Origin of the sequence: Mesomycoplasma ovipneumoniae (genome assembly GCF_035918255.1) — a bacterium.
GTDB classification, from domain to species: domain Bacteria; phylum Bacillota_I; class Bacilli_A; order Mycoplasmatales; family Metamycoplasmataceae; genus Mesomycoplasma; species Mesomycoplasma ovipneumoniae_A.
The window spans coordinates 1,042,501-1,060,772 of the sequence record NZ_CP142136.1; the positions used below are offsets into that span (position 1 = coordinate 1,042,501).

Annotated in this window: 11 protein-coding genes and 2 rRNA genes (1 of these 13 running past the window's edge); 6 read left to right on the forward strand and 7 right to left on the reverse strand. The window is 29.5% G+C overall.

The genetic code is table 4. From position 1 onward, the window contains the following. Together U3G01_RS03720 and U3G01_RS03725 are read right to left on the reverse strand one after the other, a co-directional pair. Window positions 1–824 (reverse strand): 23S ribosomal RNA (locus tag U3G01_RS03720) (it extends 2,081 nt beyond the left edge of the window). 456 nt (window positions 825–1,280) lie between these two features. Further along, a 16S ribosomal RNA gene (locus U3G01_RS03725) occupies window positions 1,281–2,811 on the reverse strand. The 16S and 23S rRNA genes sit together here, the layout of an rRNA operon. Window positions 2,812–3,407: 596 nt before the next feature. On the opposite strand from U3G01_RS03725, the gene U3G01_RS03730 reads away from it, so the two are divergent. The 6 genes from U3G01_RS03730 (at window position 3,408) to U3G01_RS03755 (ending at window position 11,487) form a co-directional block, all read left to right on the forward strand. Continuing rightward, window positions 3,408–3,941 carry a BC85_0335 family putative methyltransferase gene (locus U3G01_RS03730; protein WP_326564840.1) on the forward strand — a complete coding sequence of 178 codons (534 nt, stop codon included), beginning with the start codon at window positions 3,408–3,410 and terminating at the stop codon, window positions 3,939–3,941. Window positions 3,942–3,979: 38 nt separating this feature from the next. Continuing rightward, entirely contained in the window at window positions 3,980–4,462 is a 483-nt protein-coding gene (gene greA, locus U3G01_RS03735) for a transcription elongation factor GreA (protein WP_010320993.1), read from the forward strand. A gap of 1 nt (window position 4,463) precedes the next feature. Then, window positions 4,464–6,029: an MATE family efflux transporter gene (locus tag U3G01_RS03740; protein WP_255031081.1), complete on the forward strand. Its 1,566-nt coding sequence runs from the start codon at window positions 4,464–4,466 to the stop codon at window positions 6,027–6,029. Window positions 6,030–6,116: 87 nt separating this feature from the next. Continuing rightward, window positions 6,117–7,082, forward strand: coding sequence for a LytS/YhcK type 5TM receptor domain-containing protein (locus U3G01_RS03745; RefSeq protein ID WP_069097085.1), 966 nt, complete (start codon window positions 6,117–6,119; stop codon window positions 7,080–7,082). A gap of 3 nt (window positions 7,083–7,085) precedes the next feature. Next, complete coding sequence (locus U3G01_RS03750) at window positions 7,086–9,008, forward strand: hypothetical protein (RefSeq protein ID WP_255031075.1); 1,923 nt, start codon at window positions 7,086–7,088, stop codon at window positions 9,006–9,008. Between the two features lie 10 nt (window positions 9,009–9,018). After that, entirely contained in the window at window positions 9,019–11,487 is a 2,469-nt protein-coding gene (locus U3G01_RS03755; RefSeq protein ID WP_255031073.1) for a valine--tRNA ligase, read from the forward strand. Between the two features lie 614 nt (window positions 11,488–12,101). Here the strand turns inward: U3G01_RS03755 and U3G01_RS03760 are convergent. The 5 genes from U3G01_RS03760 to rpmH all read right to left on the reverse strand — a co-directional run bounded on the left by U3G01_RS03760 (window position 12,102) and on the right by rpmH (window position 18,091). Further along, a complete protein-coding gene (locus tag U3G01_RS03760; protein ID WP_255031071.1) occupies window positions 12,102–13,184 on the reverse strand; it encodes a hypothetical protein in 1,083 nt (360 codons plus the stop codon). A 39-nt stretch (window positions 13,185–13,223) separates the two neighbouring features. Next, window positions 13,224–15,692 (reverse strand): hypothetical protein, encoded by a 2,469-nt coding sequence (locus U3G01_RS03765; RefSeq protein WP_255031069.1) that lies wholly within the window; start codon window positions 15,690–15,692, stop codon window positions 13,224–13,226. A gap of 80 nt (window positions 15,693–15,772) precedes the next feature. After that, on the reverse strand, window positions 15,773–17,605 hold the full coding sequence (gene yidC, locus U3G01_RS03770; protein WP_255031067.1) for a membrane protein insertase YidC: 1,833 nt from the start codon (window positions 17,603–17,605) through the stop codon (window positions 15,773–15,775). After that, on the reverse strand, window positions 17,595–17,933 hold the full coding sequence (gene rnpA / locus U3G01_RS03775; protein ID WP_069098551.1) for a ribonuclease P protein component: 339 nt from the start codon (window positions 17,931–17,933) through the stop codon (window positions 17,595–17,597). The genes yidC and rnpA overlap by 11 nt, the downstream gene beginning before the upstream one ends. A 14-nt stretch (window positions 17,934–17,947) precedes the next feature. After that, window positions 17,948–18,091 carry a 50S ribosomal protein L34 gene (gene rpmH / locus U3G01_RS03780; RefSeq protein ID WP_044284298.1) on the reverse strand — a complete coding sequence of 48 codons (144 nt, stop codon included), beginning with the start codon at window positions 18,089–18,091 and terminating at the stop codon, window positions 17,948–17,950. Window positions 18,092–18,272: the final 181 nt, after the last annotated feature.

Here is an 18,272-nt window from a genome sequence, read left to right on the forward strand (position 1 = left end):
GAATTTCACCACTATCCGCAAGTCATCCGGGCACTTTTTAGCGTACTACGGTTCGAACCTCCACTTTGTTTTACCAAAGTTTCATTCTGCTCACGGATAGATCACCTGGTTTCGGGTCTATGTCAACAAACTAAACGCCCTATTCAGACTCGGTTTCCCTACGGCTTCGCTTTAATCCGCTTAACCTTGCTTGCTAACATAACTCGCCGGACCATACTGCAAGATGTACGCCATCACACATTAACGTGCTTTGACTACTTGTAAGTAAATGGTTTCAGAATCTATTTCACTCCCCTCTCGGGGTTCTTTTCACCTTTCCCTCACGGTACTAGTTCACTATCGGTGTCTGATTAGTATTTAGCCTTACCAGGTGGTCCTGGCAAATTCAGACAGGGTTTCACGTGCCCCGCCCTACTCAGGATACATTTATGAGATTATATAATTTTGCGTACAGGGATTTCACCTTCTTTGTCAAAGCATTCCAACTTTTTCTGCTATTATATAATTTTGTAACTCAATTAAAATGTCCTATAACCCCGTAAAAACGGTTTGGGCTCCTCCCATTTCGCTCGCCACTACTTTGGGAATCATTATTTATTTTCTTTTCCTGTTGTTACTAAGATGTTTCAATTCACAACGTATCTCGCTACTTTAATTATGAATTCATTAAAGCGCAACCTAGGTTTGCTAGGTTGGGTTTCCCCATTCGGAAATCTCCGTATCATAGCTTATTTCCAGCTCCACGAAGCTTATCGCAGGTAATCACGTCCTTCATCGACTTTCAGACCCAAGGCATCCACCAAATACTCTTATTTATTTAAAAAGTTAAAACTATCTTCTGAGTATAGCCTATTTAGATAATATATCTTAAGGTATTTTAACAATTTTAGAGTTTTTATAACTAAAAGTTATAAAATTTTAAAAATAAACTCGGTTTAATTTTAAAAGACTTTGGAATATTATCTGATTTTTGATCAGATATAAAATTGTTACTGTTCAGTTTTGAAAGAGCTAATTGTCTTTTTCAGACATTTTGAGAGTTTTAGAGCTCTCAAAACTAGGTACATAATCAATTTCAAATTGAGATTGTATTAAAAAAATTAATTAAAAAAACAATTTATAAATTATAAAAAAAAATTTACTAAAAATTTACTAAAAAAATAAAATTTACAAAAACTAAACAAGGAGAAAATGAATTAAAAGAACAAATTATTCAAAGTTATTGAATTTTTTAAGTTGTTTGTTTGATTTTAACCACATTTAGTAGTAATTTTCCGTAGAAAGGAGGTGTTCCATCCCCACGTTCTCGTAGGGATACCTTGTTACGACTTCACCCCAGTCATCGGTCCTGCCTTAGGCAATGGTCTCCGAGGTTAACTCACCGACTTTGGGCATTACCAACTCCCATGGTGTGACGGGCGGTGTGTACAAAACCCGAGAACGTATTCACCGCAGTATAGCTGACCTGCGATTACTAGCGATTCCGACTTCATGAAGTCGAGTTGCAGACTTCAATCCGAACTGAGACTACTTTTTTGAGATTAGCTTGACATCACTGTTTCGCTGCTCTTTGTAGTAGCCATTGTAGCACGTGTGTTGCCCCACTCGTAAGAGGCATGATGATTTGACGTCATCCCCGCCTTCCTCCGGTTTGCACCGGCAGTATCTCTAGGGTTCTCAACTTAATGTTAGCAACTAAAGAAAAGGGTTGCGCTCGTTGCAGGACTTAACCTAACATCTCACGACACGAGCTGACGACAACCATGCACCATCTGTCATCTCGTTAGCCTCCGCTATATCTCTATAGTTTTGCGAGGATGTCAAGAGTGGGTAAGGTTCTACGCGTATCTTCAAATTAAACCACATGCTCCACCGCTTGTGCGGGTTCCCGTCAATTCCTTTAAGTTTCACTCTTGCGAGCATACTACTCAGGCGGATCATTTAACGCGTTAGCTGTGCTAGTGACTTTTGCCACCAACTAATGATCATCGTTTACGGCGTGGACTACCAGGGTATCTAATCCTGTTTGCTCCCCACGCTTTCGTCCATTAGTGTCAATATATGACCAGTTAGCTGCCTTCGCCTATTGGTGTTCTTCCTAATATCTACGCATTCCACCGCTCCACTAGGAATTCCGCTAACCTCTTCATAATTCTATTTTGTCAGTATCTAAAGCGAACTAAAGTTGAGCTTTAGCATTTAACCTTAAACTTAACAAAAAACCTGCGGACGCTTTACGCCCAATAATTCCGGATAACGCTTGCGACCTATGTATTACCGCGGCTGCTGGCACATAGTTTGCCGTCACTTTCTAATAAGGTACCGTCAAGACTAAATCATTTCCTATCTAGTTTTTTCTTCCCTTACAACAGCAGTTTACATCCCTAAAGACTTCATCCTGCACTCTGTGTCGCTCCATCAAGCTTTCGCTCATTGTGGAATATTCCTTACTGCTGCCTCCCGTAGGAGTCTGGGCCGTATCTCAATCCCAGTGTGGCGGTACAGCCTCTTGGCCCCGCTAAACATCATCGTCTTGGTAGGCCTTTACCCTACCAACTAACTAATGTTGCGCACCCCCATTTTTTGGTGAAGCTTTAAGGCTCCTTTTAATAAAAAAACATGCGTTTCTTTATTATATCCGGTATTAGCCGCTGTTTCCAATGGTTATCCCGGTCCAAAAGGTAGGTTAGGTACGTGTTACTCACCCATTTGCTACTAAATATTTTAGCAAGCTAAAATATTTCGTTCAACATGCATGTATTAAGCACACAGATAGCGTTTATCCTGAGCTAGGATCAAACTCTCATGATTGCGTTCAATTTGAAATTGGTTTTGAAATTATATACCTAGTTTTGAAAGATCTAAAATGTTTTTTTGCTGTTTTAACAGCGTAAATATAATTGTATCATAAAAAAATTTTTTTACAAATAATTTTTTTTTTTTTTTTTTACGCTGGCTGTTTTTTCATTTAAAACAAAGCTTAGTTATTATAACCCGGCAAAATAAAAAAACCAAGAAAAAAGTTAAAAAAATTTTTTTCTTCTTTAATTTATTATATATAGCCATTTTTTTCCTAGTTTTTTTTATAAATTTTGTAAAATTCTAGGAGATTTTTTGCTTTATAATCAGTAAAGACAATCTTAAAAATGACCCATGTATTTGAAAAAAAATATTTTTTTAAAATTTTTAACCAAATAAAAATATTTTTTTTCAAATTTGCAAATTTTTACATATTTATTTAGGGAAAATTTGCCTGGTTTTATTTTTTTCGTTAGTTTTACAAAAAAACTTATAATTTATTATGTTAATGTGTTTTAGGGAGAAATATGCCGATTTGAAAAATTGTTTTATTAATTACAGGGATTTTTGCGTTTTTGGTTGCAATAGTCTCCTTTGTTTGAACATGAGTGAAAAAAAATAAATTAATTAAAAAATATAATTTTGAACACCAAAGTCAAAATTATGATCAATGAATAAATCTAAAATCACAAATCACTGAATTAGAAAGTGATGTTTGGCTTGTTGAAAGTCTTGAGCTTGTTATTAATAAAATAAGGGAGACAAATTCAAAAACAAATTTATTTGTTGAAAAAGATGGAATTGTGGCTTGTCTTAGTCAAAAAAATATCCAAAACTCAACAAATACAGTTTTTGATTCTTGGCTTGATCAAAACAGTTTGACAAAAAATATTGAAAAACTGCAAATAAATAATCTAAATTACACAAGCAATTTCGAGACTTTTTTTGATTTTATTTTAATTTCGGCAGAAATTAACCCTAAAAATTTTCTAGAATTTTTAGAAAAGGTTAAAATTGGCGGACACTTAGTCTGAAAATATAAAAAAAATCAACGAAGGGCAATTTTAAAGATGTTAAAATTGCATAAAATTCATTTTGATGAATTTTTTTATTATAATTTTTTGATAATTCAAAAAAAATAAATTAAAATTTTACTAAAAATTGTTTAAAAAGGAAAAAAATGAAAAAAATGATGAACGACGAAGTTCTTTTAACACAACAAAAACTTGATGAAATAAAAAAAGAACTTGAACATTTAATAAATGTTGAGCGTGTTAATGTAATTCAAGAAATTAAAGACGCTCGTTCTCAAGGCGATCTTTCTGAAAATGCCGAATATGATGTAGCCCGTGAAAAACAAGGGATAATTGAGTCAAAAATACGTGAATTTGAAGCTATTATTGCTAAAGCAAAAATAATTGAAACTCGTTCAGGATCAAAACGAGTTTCAATCGGATCAAAAGTTACCCTTAAAAATCTTGAAAGTGGTTTAGTTCAAACTTTTCAAATTGTTTCTTCAATTGACGCTGATCCTTTTGCGAATAAAATTTCCAATTTTTCACCAATTGCACAAGTTCTTTTAGGTCAGCATGAAGGGGACGAAGTTGAAGTTGATGTAAATGAAAAATACTCGGTTAAAATTTTGGAAGTAACTAACGAATAAAATGCATTTTTCAATAAAAAAATTTTTTCCTGATTCGCCAGAAATGTGGAAAAAATTTGCTAAAATTACTATTCCAGTAATTTTAGCAACGCTTTTTATTTCGATAAATAATTTTGTTGATAATTTCATGGTTTCCCAAATCAGCGGTGGTATTACGGCTGTCGGGATGGCCAATTTTTGAACAGGAATTGTTTTTTCTTTTATAATTTCGATTAACACAATCGGGTCGATTATTTTTGCCCAATACTGAGGAAAAAAAGAATTTAAACTGGCCCAACAAGTAAATAATATTAGGTATATTCTTTGTTTTATTGTTATTTTATTTTTTGCTGTTCTTTCCTGAGCTTTTCCTGAAAGTCTGCTTAGAGTCGTTCAGTGAAGAAGGGGTTCGTCAAATTTAGACCAAAGTATTTTTGATCAAGCAAAAAGTTACTTATTTATAATAAGTTTTTCTTGAATTTTGTTTGCCTACATTGTCACTTCCTCGGGAATTTTACGCGAAATTGGCGTAATGAAAGTTTCTGTTCTTTTTAACACTTTGACTTTAGTAATGAATATTGGCCTTAATTTTTTCCTAATTCCACTAATGGGAGTCTCTGGTTCAGCGCTTGCAACTGTAATTTCAAGACTAATAACCTCTTTTTTAATGTATTTGTATCAACTTTTTTATAAAAAAGAAGTTAGTCTCTCAATTTTAAAAATGTTTCAAATTGAGAGAAACATTTGAAAGCAGTTTTTTGCCCGTTTTGTCGGAATGTCACTTGTAACTATTGCCTCTTTAATTATTTCAATCCGTTCAGTTCTTTGATCTCAAAGTTTGCCGCCCGGTTCAATTGGGATTGACGATGGCAGTGGTTTTTATAAATTTTGAGGCATAGGATTTTTGACCATTTCAGGAATTATTCTCACAATTGCTAACATTTTTTTTACAACTTTTGCCTCAATTCAGACAAGTGTTTCGATTGTTGTTGGTCAAAATTTAGGCCAAAACAAAATTGAACTAGCTAAAAAAAACGCTGCAATGCTAAAAGGTTTTTTATTTGTTGTTTCAGTTGTTATGTCAGTTGTGGCCTTTATTATTGTTTTTGTTATCACAAAAACTGACTTGATCACAAAGGGAATTCAAGAACAAGTTCAAAAAGGAATGTCTGATTATTTCACAGAAAATAATTTGCCAATTGATCAAGCAGTTATTGATGCCCAAAAAGTTTTAGCCGTTGATTTTTATCTAAATCAGATTTTTATTATCTGTATAGTTATAATTTTAATTAATCCAATTTGGGTTCAAATTAATGCCTCTTTAACAATAATTAAAGCCGGCGGACGGGCTAATTTTGCTAGTTGGTGAGACTTTTTTACCGGTTTGGGCCAACTTATTTGACAAATTCTTATAGTTTTTGTTCTTATCCCTCTTGTTTCTGAAGTTCATTTAAAACTTTTTATTTCACTGACAGTTTTTTATCTTTCAGATATTTTAAAGTGAATTATTTTTGAATTAATTTATCTAAAAAGCAATTGAGCGATTAATTTGACGCTTGAAAATTCAGCCTTAAAAGAATCTATTTAAAATGTTGTTGTTTATAATTTTTTTGCTATAATTTATTAAGTTAAACTCATTTTATAAGGGGAAAATTTTGGCAAAAGGAGAAATTTCATGACTAAATTGACAAATATGAAAATCTCTTTTGTGGCGATTTTCATATCAATTTCGGTAATTATGTTAATAATTGGGGTCAGATTAGCTCCTTTTGCTATTTTGCCTAATTTCCGCTTTTCAATTATTGGACTGCCGATTAAAATAACAGGCTTTATTTTTGGGCCAATAGTTGGTTTTTTAACTGGTTTACTAGCTGATTTGATTACTTTTTTGTTTATTCCAGGCGTTTATTCTTGGTATTATACTCTTAGCCTTTCACTTACTGGGTTTATTCCTGGTGTTTTCTTTTGATTTTTTGTTGTTCAAGGGAAAAAATGATTTCAAAAAGATAAAATTTTAGAACGCTTAGGGGATAAAATTTTTGCGCAAAAGCGAGAAATTTTTAACTACACTTATCATGCAATTAGCCATAACTCAAAAGATATAAACTTAGAGCGAAAAATGCGCCAAAATTTGCTTAGATTACAAAAAAAAGTTGCTAAAGTTCAAGGCTGAACCGAAGAAAAAGCTTTACTGAATTTTTATTGAATATCGAGTTTTGTTGTGTTGGCTTTAATAGCTGCGGCAGTTATTTCGACCGTTGTGTTTAATTCTTCTATTGATTTTAGCCAAGCGCGTTTCATTTCTAGCAAAACTTCGTTTTTAATTCTGATTCTTTTTGGTACTTTTTCAATGATTATCTTTTTACTTGTTGCGCGTTTTATTAACTTTTTCCGTAAAAATGATCGATATTTGACTCTTGTTCCAATCGTTGCATTTTCTGCCTTGCACGAACCAATTGCAAGCGTTCTTGCCGCAAAAGGTGATGTAGAATCTGGCGCACTTAATAATTTTGAAACCGCTTTTTTAACACATATAATTATTTCTCCTGCCAAAATTTGGATTAATGCCTCTGTTATTTATTTCACCGCAAGAGCTGTTGTACCGCTAGTTTATAAAAAATTCTCTTACTCTCTTACTTAAATTATGGAAAATATTATTAATTTTAATAACGAGAAAAAGCAAAAACTTGTTTTTCATAATATAAAAAATAAGTATTGAAATTATTTTAGTCTTGAATTAGATGCAAAACAATGTGGATTTATTTATTCCTCTGATCCAAATTTTTTTAATGAATTCAAAACCATTCTTCAAAAAGAAAATTCTTATAATGGATTTATTCTTGAAAACGATAAACCTTATGATTACAGCAAAAACAGTTGTTTTTCAGATTTTTTATCAAAAGAAATGTATGAAAAAATTAAAAAAAAGCTTGTTATTCAGGTTCTTTTGTCCCATTGAAACACAAAACCGTTTGAAATTGAAACTAATACAACAAGAAAATACCTTTTATATTTAACAATGCCCGAAATTGATCAATTTCTAACAAATGTGGATAATCAAATAACTAATTTATTAGAAAAAAGTGCTTTTTTTTCTTTTAATTTTACCGAAATGGTCAATAAAATTAAAAGCGATTACATAAAATTAAACCAAAATTTTTATAATTTATACACAAAAACAGAATTAAATCCAAAAGTTGAGCGAGAAAATTTAAACCAAGAATTAAAACTTAGCAATCCTTTTTTTGATTCTAAATTTGACAACTTTAAAAGCAACGAAACAACCCAAAATGCATTAAAAATTATTAAAAACGATATAAAAAACATTATCAGCCAACATAATTCGCTAACAAATTCGCCAGATGCTGACCTTTATAAAATAAAAATTTTCACTACCGGATATACTTGCTTTTTGCATTTAATAAAACAAAGCGGAAATTTTCGATGATTGTCAACTGAACAAATATTTCAAATTTACTACGAATTTGAAGTTTGAATGTCAAAATTGTTAAACCAAAAAAGTCTTGATAATATTCCAAGCGTTCAAAATTTTTTCGATAAAACTTTTGCTGAAAATTTTTGAATTTTTTGAAAAAAAAATCGTCAGCAAAAAATTCTTGAAGAAAAAAATAAAAAGGCACAAAAACACTTTAGAACAAAGAAAATCAACGCTTTTCGCAAAGAAAATCCCTATTACCAAAATCTTAAAATAAACAGCAAAACTTTGCTACGCGCCAATGTTTTGTGACAACACGAAGTAATTAGAATGAAAAAAAGTCTCAAAAAAAAGAATTTTAAAAATTCTTTTTTTGCAAAAAGACTTTGAGTTGGTTCTATTGAGAACAAATTAAAAAGATTAAAAAATAAAATTTCAAAAAGTGAATATTCGACTCATTTTGCTTTTTTGAGAGACACTTTGGTGGATTTAAAAAATTTTTTTTACTATTATAATTTAAGCAGAATTGATACATTTTTGCGAAAAAATCAATTTTTGATTTTTTGTTTTGAAAACAAAATTAATTTTGACATTTTGTATCAATTTTACGGTGATCTTCCCGAAAATATTTTGTTTTTTTTAGAATTAAAAAAAACAAAAATGGGTAATTATTCTCGCTTTTTATTTGACGAAAATTCTTTTTACCTAAACACTACTTACAAACAAAAACTTTTTCAGCATTTTTTTAATGATGGCGAGAATTCAGTCCAACTTTTTATTTGTGCAAAACGGTCAATCAAACCTATTCGCGATTTTAGCATTGTTTTTATCGAAAACGGTACTTTAATCGAATATATTCAAGAGGTGGATTTGCCTTTGACTCCAAAAACCACATTTGCTAAGTTTTTTTACCAAAATAGTAGTTTTGATCGAACTAATTTGTATTTGCTTGAAACACAACTTTACAAGCAAATACAAAACGAAGTTTTTCGAAAAAACCCCTCTGGAATCAACAACAATTTTGAATATTATGCTGATTTTTGAAATCCTATAAAAAATATAAAAATAACTAACGAATTTCCGAGACAAAACAGACTTTTGGACGAAGATATTCTTGTCATAAATTTATAAGCGGTGAATCATGGAAAATAAATATAATCATAAAATAGTTGAAAAAAACAGAAACCAAAAATGACTAGATAAGCAGTTTTTTTATGCTAATCCAAATCCAAAAAAACCTTTTTCCATCATAAGTCCGCCTCCAAATGTTACAGGACACTTGCATCTAGGTCATTCTTGAAATATTTTTATCCAGGATTCTTTGATTAGATTTCATAAACTTCAAGGTTTTGACGTACTTTTATTGCCTTGCGTTGATCATGCCGGAATTGCTACTCAGGCAAAAGTTGAAGCTTTTTTAGCTGAAAAAAATATTTCTAAATTCGATTTAGGGCGCGAAAAATTTATCCAAAAATGCTATGAATGAAAAGATCAGCAATATATAAAAATTAAAGAACAATGAAATAAATTAGGAATTGCCTTTGATTATTCCAAAGAAAGGTTTACGCTTGACAGTGAAGCTCAAGTCGCTGTTTCAAATTTTTTTATCAAATTATGAGAAAAAAATTTGATTTATCGCGGAAAAAGAGCGATAAATTGGGATGTAAAATTACAAACAGCAGTTTCAAATATCGAGGTTATCAACAAACCTGTAAATCAAAAAATGTATTATTTAAAATACTTTTTGAAAGACTCAAGCGAATTTTTGACCGTTGCAACAACAAGAATTGAGACTATTTCATCCGATGTTGTTTTAGCCGTAAATCCAAAAGATAAAAGATATTCAAGCTTTATTGGCAAAGAAGTTATTCATCCTTTAACTAAAAAAGTGATAAAAATAATTGGCGATTCTAATGTTAGTCAAGATTTTGGCTCAGGGGTTATGAAAGTTTCGGCTCATTCAATTTTAGACTTTGAAATTTTAGAAAAAAACGACTTGTCAGCTGAAGATTGCATAGATGATTATGGTAATTTAAATAAAAATACCCTTGAATTTGAAGGTAAAAATAGATTTGAGGCCAGAGATTTAATCGCAAAAAAACTTGAAAACGAAGGTCTTTTAATTAAAGTCGAAGACGTTATTTCAAACGTAGGCTTTTCACAAAGAAGCGGTGAAATTGTCGAAATTCTTAAAAAACCACAGTGATTTGTAAAAATGGATGAACTATCCAAGTCTTTAATTTCGCATCTAAATTCAAAAGATAAAGTTGTGTTTTACCCGCGCGGATTTGAGAAAAATTTAAGAAAATGATTCGATAAAATCCACGACTGAACTATTTCACGTCAACTTTGATGAGGTCACAGAATCCCTGTTTGGTATAAAAATGACGAATTTAAGGTCCAAATAACATCACCTGGCCAAGGATGAATTCAAGATCCTGACGTCCTTGATACTTGATTTTCTTCAGGAATTAGCGCATTTTCTTTTTTAGGATGACCTAATAATTTTGAATTAATTAAGTCCTATTTCCCAACAAGTTTACTCGTTACAGGGTGAGATATTTTGTTTTTTTGAGTTGCTAGAATGTATTTTTCCTCCCTTTTTGTTATGGATAAAAAACCTTTTGAAAAAGTTCTGCTTCATGGCCTTATTCGTGATGAAGAAGGGCGAAAAATGTCAAAATCACTCGGAAACGGGATCGATCCTATGGAAATAATTGAAAAATACGGTTCAGATTCTTTAAGACAAATGCTTCTTTTTAATTCCAGTCCGGGAAAAGATATAAGATTTAGCGTTGAAAAATTAAATTCAGCTTGAAATTTAAGTAATAAACTTTGAAATATTGCCAAATATATTAAAAGTTTAGATAATACTTATAGAAAACCAGATTTTATTGACTTTTGAATGGAGGGTAAAATTTATGATTTTAAAAAACAAATCATAAAAAATATTAAAAAATACAATTTTAGCGTTATTGGAACCGAAATTAATAATTTTATTTTTGGGGATTTTTCTTCTCGTTATATAGAGTTGATTAAAACTAGACAAAACGGTTTTTATGCTAGAAAACTATTAAAAAGTGTTTTGATAATTTTGCACCCATTTATGCCTTTTTTGACAGATTTTTTGATGGAAGAAATTTTTGATGAAGAAATTTTGGAACAAAAAATGCCTAGAGTTAGGCAATTTAATGACAATCAAAAGGTTGAAAATATCCTTGAAATTATCGATAGTTTAAGATTTTATCGCGAAAATTTACAGATTTCAAAAAAAATTATGTTGGAATTTTATGTCGTTGATGCAGAGTTCCAAAAAGAAGAAATTGAGATTATTAGTAAATTTGTTTTTGGAAAATGAGTTCCAAACAATGAATTTATTATTAAAACCAAAAACTTTAAAATTTCGCTTAAAATTCCTGACGAAATAAAAAAAGCGCAAGAAGAAAACTATATAAAAGAAATTCAATTTTTAAAAAGCGAAATTTTAAGGGCAGAAACCTTACTTTCAAATCAAAAATTTGTTGAAAAAGCGCCCAAAGAAAAAGTTGAACTCGAACGTGAAAAACTTAAGAAATTTAAAGAAAAATTAGAATTTTACGAAAAAAAATAAACTTTTTTGATTATTATAGAAACTGGGTTTGACAGTTTGATGGCAAAAATTTACTTTTTAGTGAATCTAAATATGAAAAAATACCCGTAAATCCGGGTTTTTTGACGCTATAACCTTAATTTTTATAGTTTTGAAATTAGTCTTTTGCAAAAAAAAAAAAAAATGCTTGGTATAAAAAAATTTTAGGTTATAATTAGTCTCACTAAGAATAAATTAATAAATTTGGATATTAGAATTAGGGAGGAATAAGTTATGTTTTTTGTCATAATAAAATAAGATAGTGCGAATTTTCCATTATATTTTTAAATATGATGGAATGCCATAAATTTGACCGCTTAGAAATCTACAAATTTATGGTTTTTAATTATTGTTCTTTCAAAACTTCATATATTTTTTTAGGCTCAATGTAAGTAAAAATGAGTTTTCTATTTACATTGAGTTTAAATAGTAGTTGTTTTTTTATGATTTTTGTTAGTGTTTTAACTAAAAAAGGTAGTTTAAATATTTCATATTTTGCTTTTTAAGTTAAAATTTTAGCTTTTTTAGTTTGATTAATAAGTAAATTTTTCTTTAATGAGTGCTAGATTTAAAATTCATTGTTTTTGCTTTGATAGTTATTTTTTTTCGATTATTATAGAAAAATTGTTGTCAAAGTTAATTGTGTTACCTTCAAAAGGTACGACAAAAGTTTGGGTAAAAAATCTAACAAACGGATAATCTGATAATTGGTCTTTTGGATCTTCGGTTTTGGAAAAAAATGCTTCGGGATTAACGTTTTTTTCATATTTATCAGACTTATATTCCAAATTAATTACTGAAATATTTGAATTTGGGGAGTTTGTCTGTGTTATTTCGTGTTTTAAGTTGTTTTGTTTTTCATCTAACGTGAAAGTGATTTCATTTTTTTCAAAATCAATATTTTTTAAAAAAAGCTTGTAATTAGGGAATGTTTCTGATTCGAGAAAGCCAAATAAATTTTTTTCTGTGCTTTGGGAAGTGTTGGGGTTTTTGCTTTTATAGGCAAAAGAATTAAGCATTTGGTTAACATTTATTTGCAAATAATTTTTATTATCATTTGAAATTAAATCTTTTTTTAACAATTTTAACTCAACAGAAGAATACGGGGTTAAAGTTCGAGGAATTTTTGTCGAGGTTTCGGCTATGTTGATTTTTTGTCCGTTTTGTTCAAATTCTGTAAAACCAACCGAAGTTGGAATTACGTAAATAAATCAAAAATCCTTTGAATTTTCGGGTACAGTTGGGACATAAATTGAGTCGGGGTTTTGATTTAATTGGCGCTTATTTTTCTGAAGTTGCTTAGAATTATAGTAGCGATTTATTAAATTTAAGTATGTTATTTGCGAATTTGGGCTAAATCTTGATATATATTCGGGATTTATTTTTTCTGATTTTGAAATTTTTGGAGCGTCTTTTAGATTAAGTAGGTAAAATTGTGAATCGTTTTGCTCGTATATTTGCTGCTGTTTTTCTGCAGAAATTTCAATTAAACTCTCTGAATTAATGAATTTTTTCAAATTTATAGCGTTTTGAACACCTAGACCTGTTGGATTTATAAATGGATCTTCGGTTTTATCAACTTGCCCACATGAGGCTATGATAAAAAAGGTTTGCGGTATTCAAAAACCACTAAATAGAAAATGTCGAAAAATTTTTTTTACTTTTTTGTTAAAATTCACAGTTAAATTTAAATAAATCCTTCTAAAATTAATAAATATTTACGACTCAAAAAAATTAGCTTTAAAGATTTTTAGGCGCTGAGATCCTTCGGAATTAATGAATCTATTTGCCAAAGTTAAATATGAGTCATAGCCAAAAATTAGTTCTCTTTTGTTTTTAAAAGTAAAACTTCATAAGAAAAATAGGACTTTGTTAACAAAAAGATCAGGATTTTCTAAGATATTTTGGTCTATTTCAAAAGGAAGTTGTAAAACGTAGCCCTGATTTTTGCTAGCAAGTTGGTTCTCTAAAACCCTTAAAAAATCATCTCAATTCAAACCAGTGTCACAAATTTGTTTTTTTGGCAAAATGTTTGCTTGCTTTTTGTTAGGTAAATGTTTAAAATCTCAATTTTCTAGTAAATCAATCGGGAATTCAAATTCTTGATTTTCAACATCAATAACAGCAGTTGCAATAATTGTAAGGTTGGCGGGAATGTAAATTTTTTGGTCTTCATTTGAAAAAACATATGAAGAAACTTCTGGGAGTGAAATTGAAAAAAAACTATTAGCTTTTTCATCTCGGTAAAAAAGCGGTTTTAGTTGTGAAACTAAATCAATTGCGGCTTTTTTATCCATGTTTTCAAGAATTAAGAAATATTTTTTATCTGGATTTCAAAAAGAGGTTCTCAAAATCCGTGAAAATGGACCAGGAATAAAATTAGCTTGATTTTTTTCATCAACACTAAAATCACTATAACCAACAAAATCTTGGATAGTGTAACTATCAGAAAAAGTAGCTATTTCATAGTTATTTTTGTCCAAAAGGTCTTTAAAAATATTGTTTTTAATTTCATGATAAATCTGGTTCTGTGATGGAGAAATTAAAAATATATTCTTACCAGATAAAATTTTTGTTTGTTTTTGACTTATTGTGATTTCGTCGTTAATTTTTCTTCTATCTAATAAGTTGAAAAAATTTTGTTTAAATTTGGGTTGATTTAGTAAGTTTTTAATTGAAAAGTCAACTAATTTATATACATTGTTAATAAAATAATTAAAATAATGCTCTCTGGATTTTAAAAATGTAGAAGCTGGGAGTTTAACATTATTAATTTGCGTTTGAGATTCTGTCGGTAAATAACAAATTTTTTCTGAATCTTCGGGTTTTTTTTCTAGTTGTTGAGTTTCTTCTTTTGTTGTTTCGATTTCTTCAATTTTAGTTGCGTTTGAATTTAATGATTTTGAATTGATAGTTTGTAAATTTTCACAAGGACAAGAGAGAATTTCATAAGAATGTAAAACGCGAGGTAAAGATTTTTTTGTTTTGTACAAATATTCCTCAGGTGAATTTTCCAAATTTTTACCAGTGTTTTCAGGCCAATATGTTATTTGAGAATCTGAAATTACACCTAAATTCATAGGATAATTTTGATTTGTTGATAAATTTTCAGGATTGTTTTCGCAGCAGCTTTGGCTGTCAAATGTAGGAGTATAAAATTGAGAAAACTCACCTAAATCACTCTTTTTTTCAGTGGGTTTGATTGTGTCTTCGGTGTTTTTAACTTCAGGCTTGCTTAATTCAGTTATTGTGTCTGGTTCTTGAGTTTGATCTAAAACTTGGTTTTGGGGTTCCAAGTCGTCCTGAGCGTCTTTTTTTTCGACCGGAGTTTCGGTCAAAGTTTCGCTTGGAATTTCGTTCGGAGTTTCATTTTTATCTAAAACCGGAGGCATTTCCTGTGTTTTATTTTTCAGAACACATATGATATAGTCGTAATTTGCTTGAGAATTTGAAGTTAAATAATTAGATCATTTTTCAGGATCTTGTCTTATAAGACTCGCTTTTTCAAAATTATATGATTCTAATTGGGTGTTGCATTTACTTATTAGTTCGTCGATTCTTAAATATCAATAATCGAAAAGTTTTATTTTAAAAAATTTTGTGCTATATTGTTGTGTTTTTTCGCGAAAAGACAAAACTTCAAAAAAAATCCCAGAAGTTAGAATATAAAAAATATGATCTTTTTGTGTTAAGTTATAACGCTGATGTTTTTCATCAAATTCGGGACAAGAGGATTCGCCGAAATTAAAATTATCAAAAATTTCATCAACTGAAACAGGGTTATTTTTTTTCTCTTTGAGCAATTCTAGCGTCATTTTAAACAAGTGGCGATATTCTTCATTAATAAAGGTAACTAAATTAAACAAAATAATACTAATATATTCGCGAACTTTTATTGTTCCATTGTTTATTAATTTTGCTAAAATATTAAGTTTTTGTTGACCGTTAGCTAAAATATTTGTTTTTGCTATCCCAAGTTGAGAGGCTAATCTTATGTGTTCACTCAAATCGCCAACTGGTTTTCAGTTTTTATTTTTGTAAATTTTTAGTCATTTACTTTTAAAATTTTGGTTTATTTCTTCTTTATTTAAATAAAGTGCTTTAATTAATATTTCTAAACTCTCCGCTTTTCGAAGGTGTGTATTTGAAATAAGTGTTCAAATACAAGGTGTAATTTTGTTATTCATTTAGTATCTCCGTAGATTTTTAAACTTTTTAAACATTTAATACTATTCCAGCGAATTTTTGCAAACCTTTATTTATATTATTAAATCCATTTTTTCCTTCGCATTCAAGGTTGGACTTTTTCACGATAAACTTTGGATTTTTGGAAATAATGAACGCCAAGTGCTTGCATAATTTCTCAAATACCACCAATAATTCAATAAATTTGAAGCGAAGCTTGAAAAATTACTCCAAAAAACACGAAAATTATTGACATGATTCTCTGTGTTTTTACTTGTTTTTTATATGTCTCATTTTCTTGAGCATTTATTATTCTTTTTGTTTTATTTTTATTTAAAAGTTTTGGAATTATTTGCTGCAATCCTTGAACTATAACTGTAATAATTATTATTGGAAGATAAATCCATTGCCCGTCAAAAAGTTTTTGATAAGAAGTTGCTGCTAATTCAAGTCCTAAAAAATAAGTAACTTTAAAGCTAGGGATTCCCTGGAGCGCTCGTCAAACAGCTATAAAAATAGGCATAGTTACTAAAATTTGGGAAAAAGGAGCAAATGGTGAAAAATTATTTTTCTTATATAAATCGGCAACTTCTTGTCGATGACGTTGTTGCATTACTTTATTTTTTTTGTAATTTTCATATTTTGCATCAATTTTAGCTTTTTTTAGTTGCAGTTCATTTTGCTTGTTTTGACCAAAAATTGTTTTAAATCTGAAAGCAAAAGAAATGAGTTTTGTTATTACAACGATTGTTAAAATCGCCAAAATTGTTATTCAACCAGACCAAGCAGATAATGATTGAGACGAGGTTACTCAAGTAATTATTTTAGAAATCGGGTAAACAAACATCGAATAAAAAGGTCCTAATTTCCATGATTCAAGCCAACTAACAATCGGAAATGATGGAATTTCGTTTTGGAAAGCGATTTTTCTTGCAAAATTTTCGTCGTTATTGTTTCAGTTGTAAGTTTTATTTTGTATATCAATTCGGGAAAAATTAATAGGAAAAATAATTTTCTTTATAGATTCAGCGTATCCAGAAATAATTTTTTCAGTTTCAGGAGAAATTTCTTTTCCTGCTTTTGATTCAAATTCTTGAATTGCTTTTTCCAGTTTATTATCTGAGAATTCTGGCAACGAAATTAATTTGTTATAAAGAACTTGAAGAATATCACGGCTAAAAGTTGCATAACTCCGATTAACCGGGGGGAGTTTGTCGTCTATTTTGAAGAAAAATTGATCAATTTTTTCACTTATATTAGCTGTTTCATTAGTGCTGTTTTGAAAATTAAAATTATTAATAGGTAAACTTTTGGCGTTTGACAGACTTTCAAAATAATTTTTATCTGCTTTTTCACTAAAATATTTTGGAGATGGAAGTTTTATTTCAGTTCAAAGAGTTTTTTGCTCATATGATTTTTGAGCAGAACTAAAAAAAATAAATTCATTAGTTTTGTCGCCTTTTAAATATTCAAATTCATTTTCATTATTTTGGAACAAAAGAAGCGAATTAAACTCGCCAAAATCTGAATTTTTATCACCAATTTGTTGTCTTAACAGGTTTAAAACGCTTTCTTGATTTACTTTTTTTGAATCAGCGGAAATCAAAAAGTTGTTGTTTTTTGTGGCTAATTCAATACCAGGTGCATTTTCATTTTCTGATTTTTTAAAAATTGTATAATTTGGGGTTATTTCTTCTTTAGAATTATAAAACTCAAGCGCTTCGCCAACATTATGCGAAGTTTTTACAACTAATGATTGAATACAACCGGTTAGAGAAATTCCGAAAATAATAGTGTAAAAAAAGATTTTCAAAAATTTGAAAATAAATTTGAAGTTTTTGAAGCTGTTTTTTTTTGATCCATTTTGATTCTGGAAGTAATCAAAAGCCTTTGGTCGTGTTTGTTTATTTTTCATTTTTTTGGAATTCTTTGAATATTTTAATAATTTCGTTCTCTTTTTCTTTAAAATTAAGTGTTAAAAATGATTTTCTTGTTATTAAAATTACTCGAAATTTTGGTGCAGAAAGTCAATCTTTTTGAAGGTTGTGAAGAATATTTTTGATTTGCCTTTTATAATAATTTCGTTTAACTGCATTAGCAAATTTTTTCGGAATTGAAATACCAATTTCGAAAAAAGCAAATTTTGAATAATAAAGAATAAGAGAATTTGTAACTATTTGCTTTTTAGATTCAATTATTGCTTGGAATTCTCAATTTTTTTTAATAGTCGGAATTTTTTGCAAAATTATCCTAAAAACTATTTATCTGATACAGTTAATCTTTTACGACCTTTTAATCTTCGAGCTGCTAAAATTTTTCTACCGTCAGCAGTTGACATACGTGCGCGGAACCCATGAGTTTTTATGTGTTTTAGCTTATTTGGTTGGTATGTTCTTTTCATGATATCTCCTTTTGTTTTATTTGTTTTTTTAAAAATATTGCTAAAATTTAAAAAAACATAGTTATTTTGTTGACTTGCACCCAAAATTGTATAGTTAAATTTTAACACTTTTTATATTCTTATATAAATATAAAATAAACGTTTCTAAATTTTACCACAAAAGAAGGAAAAATCAAAAAAA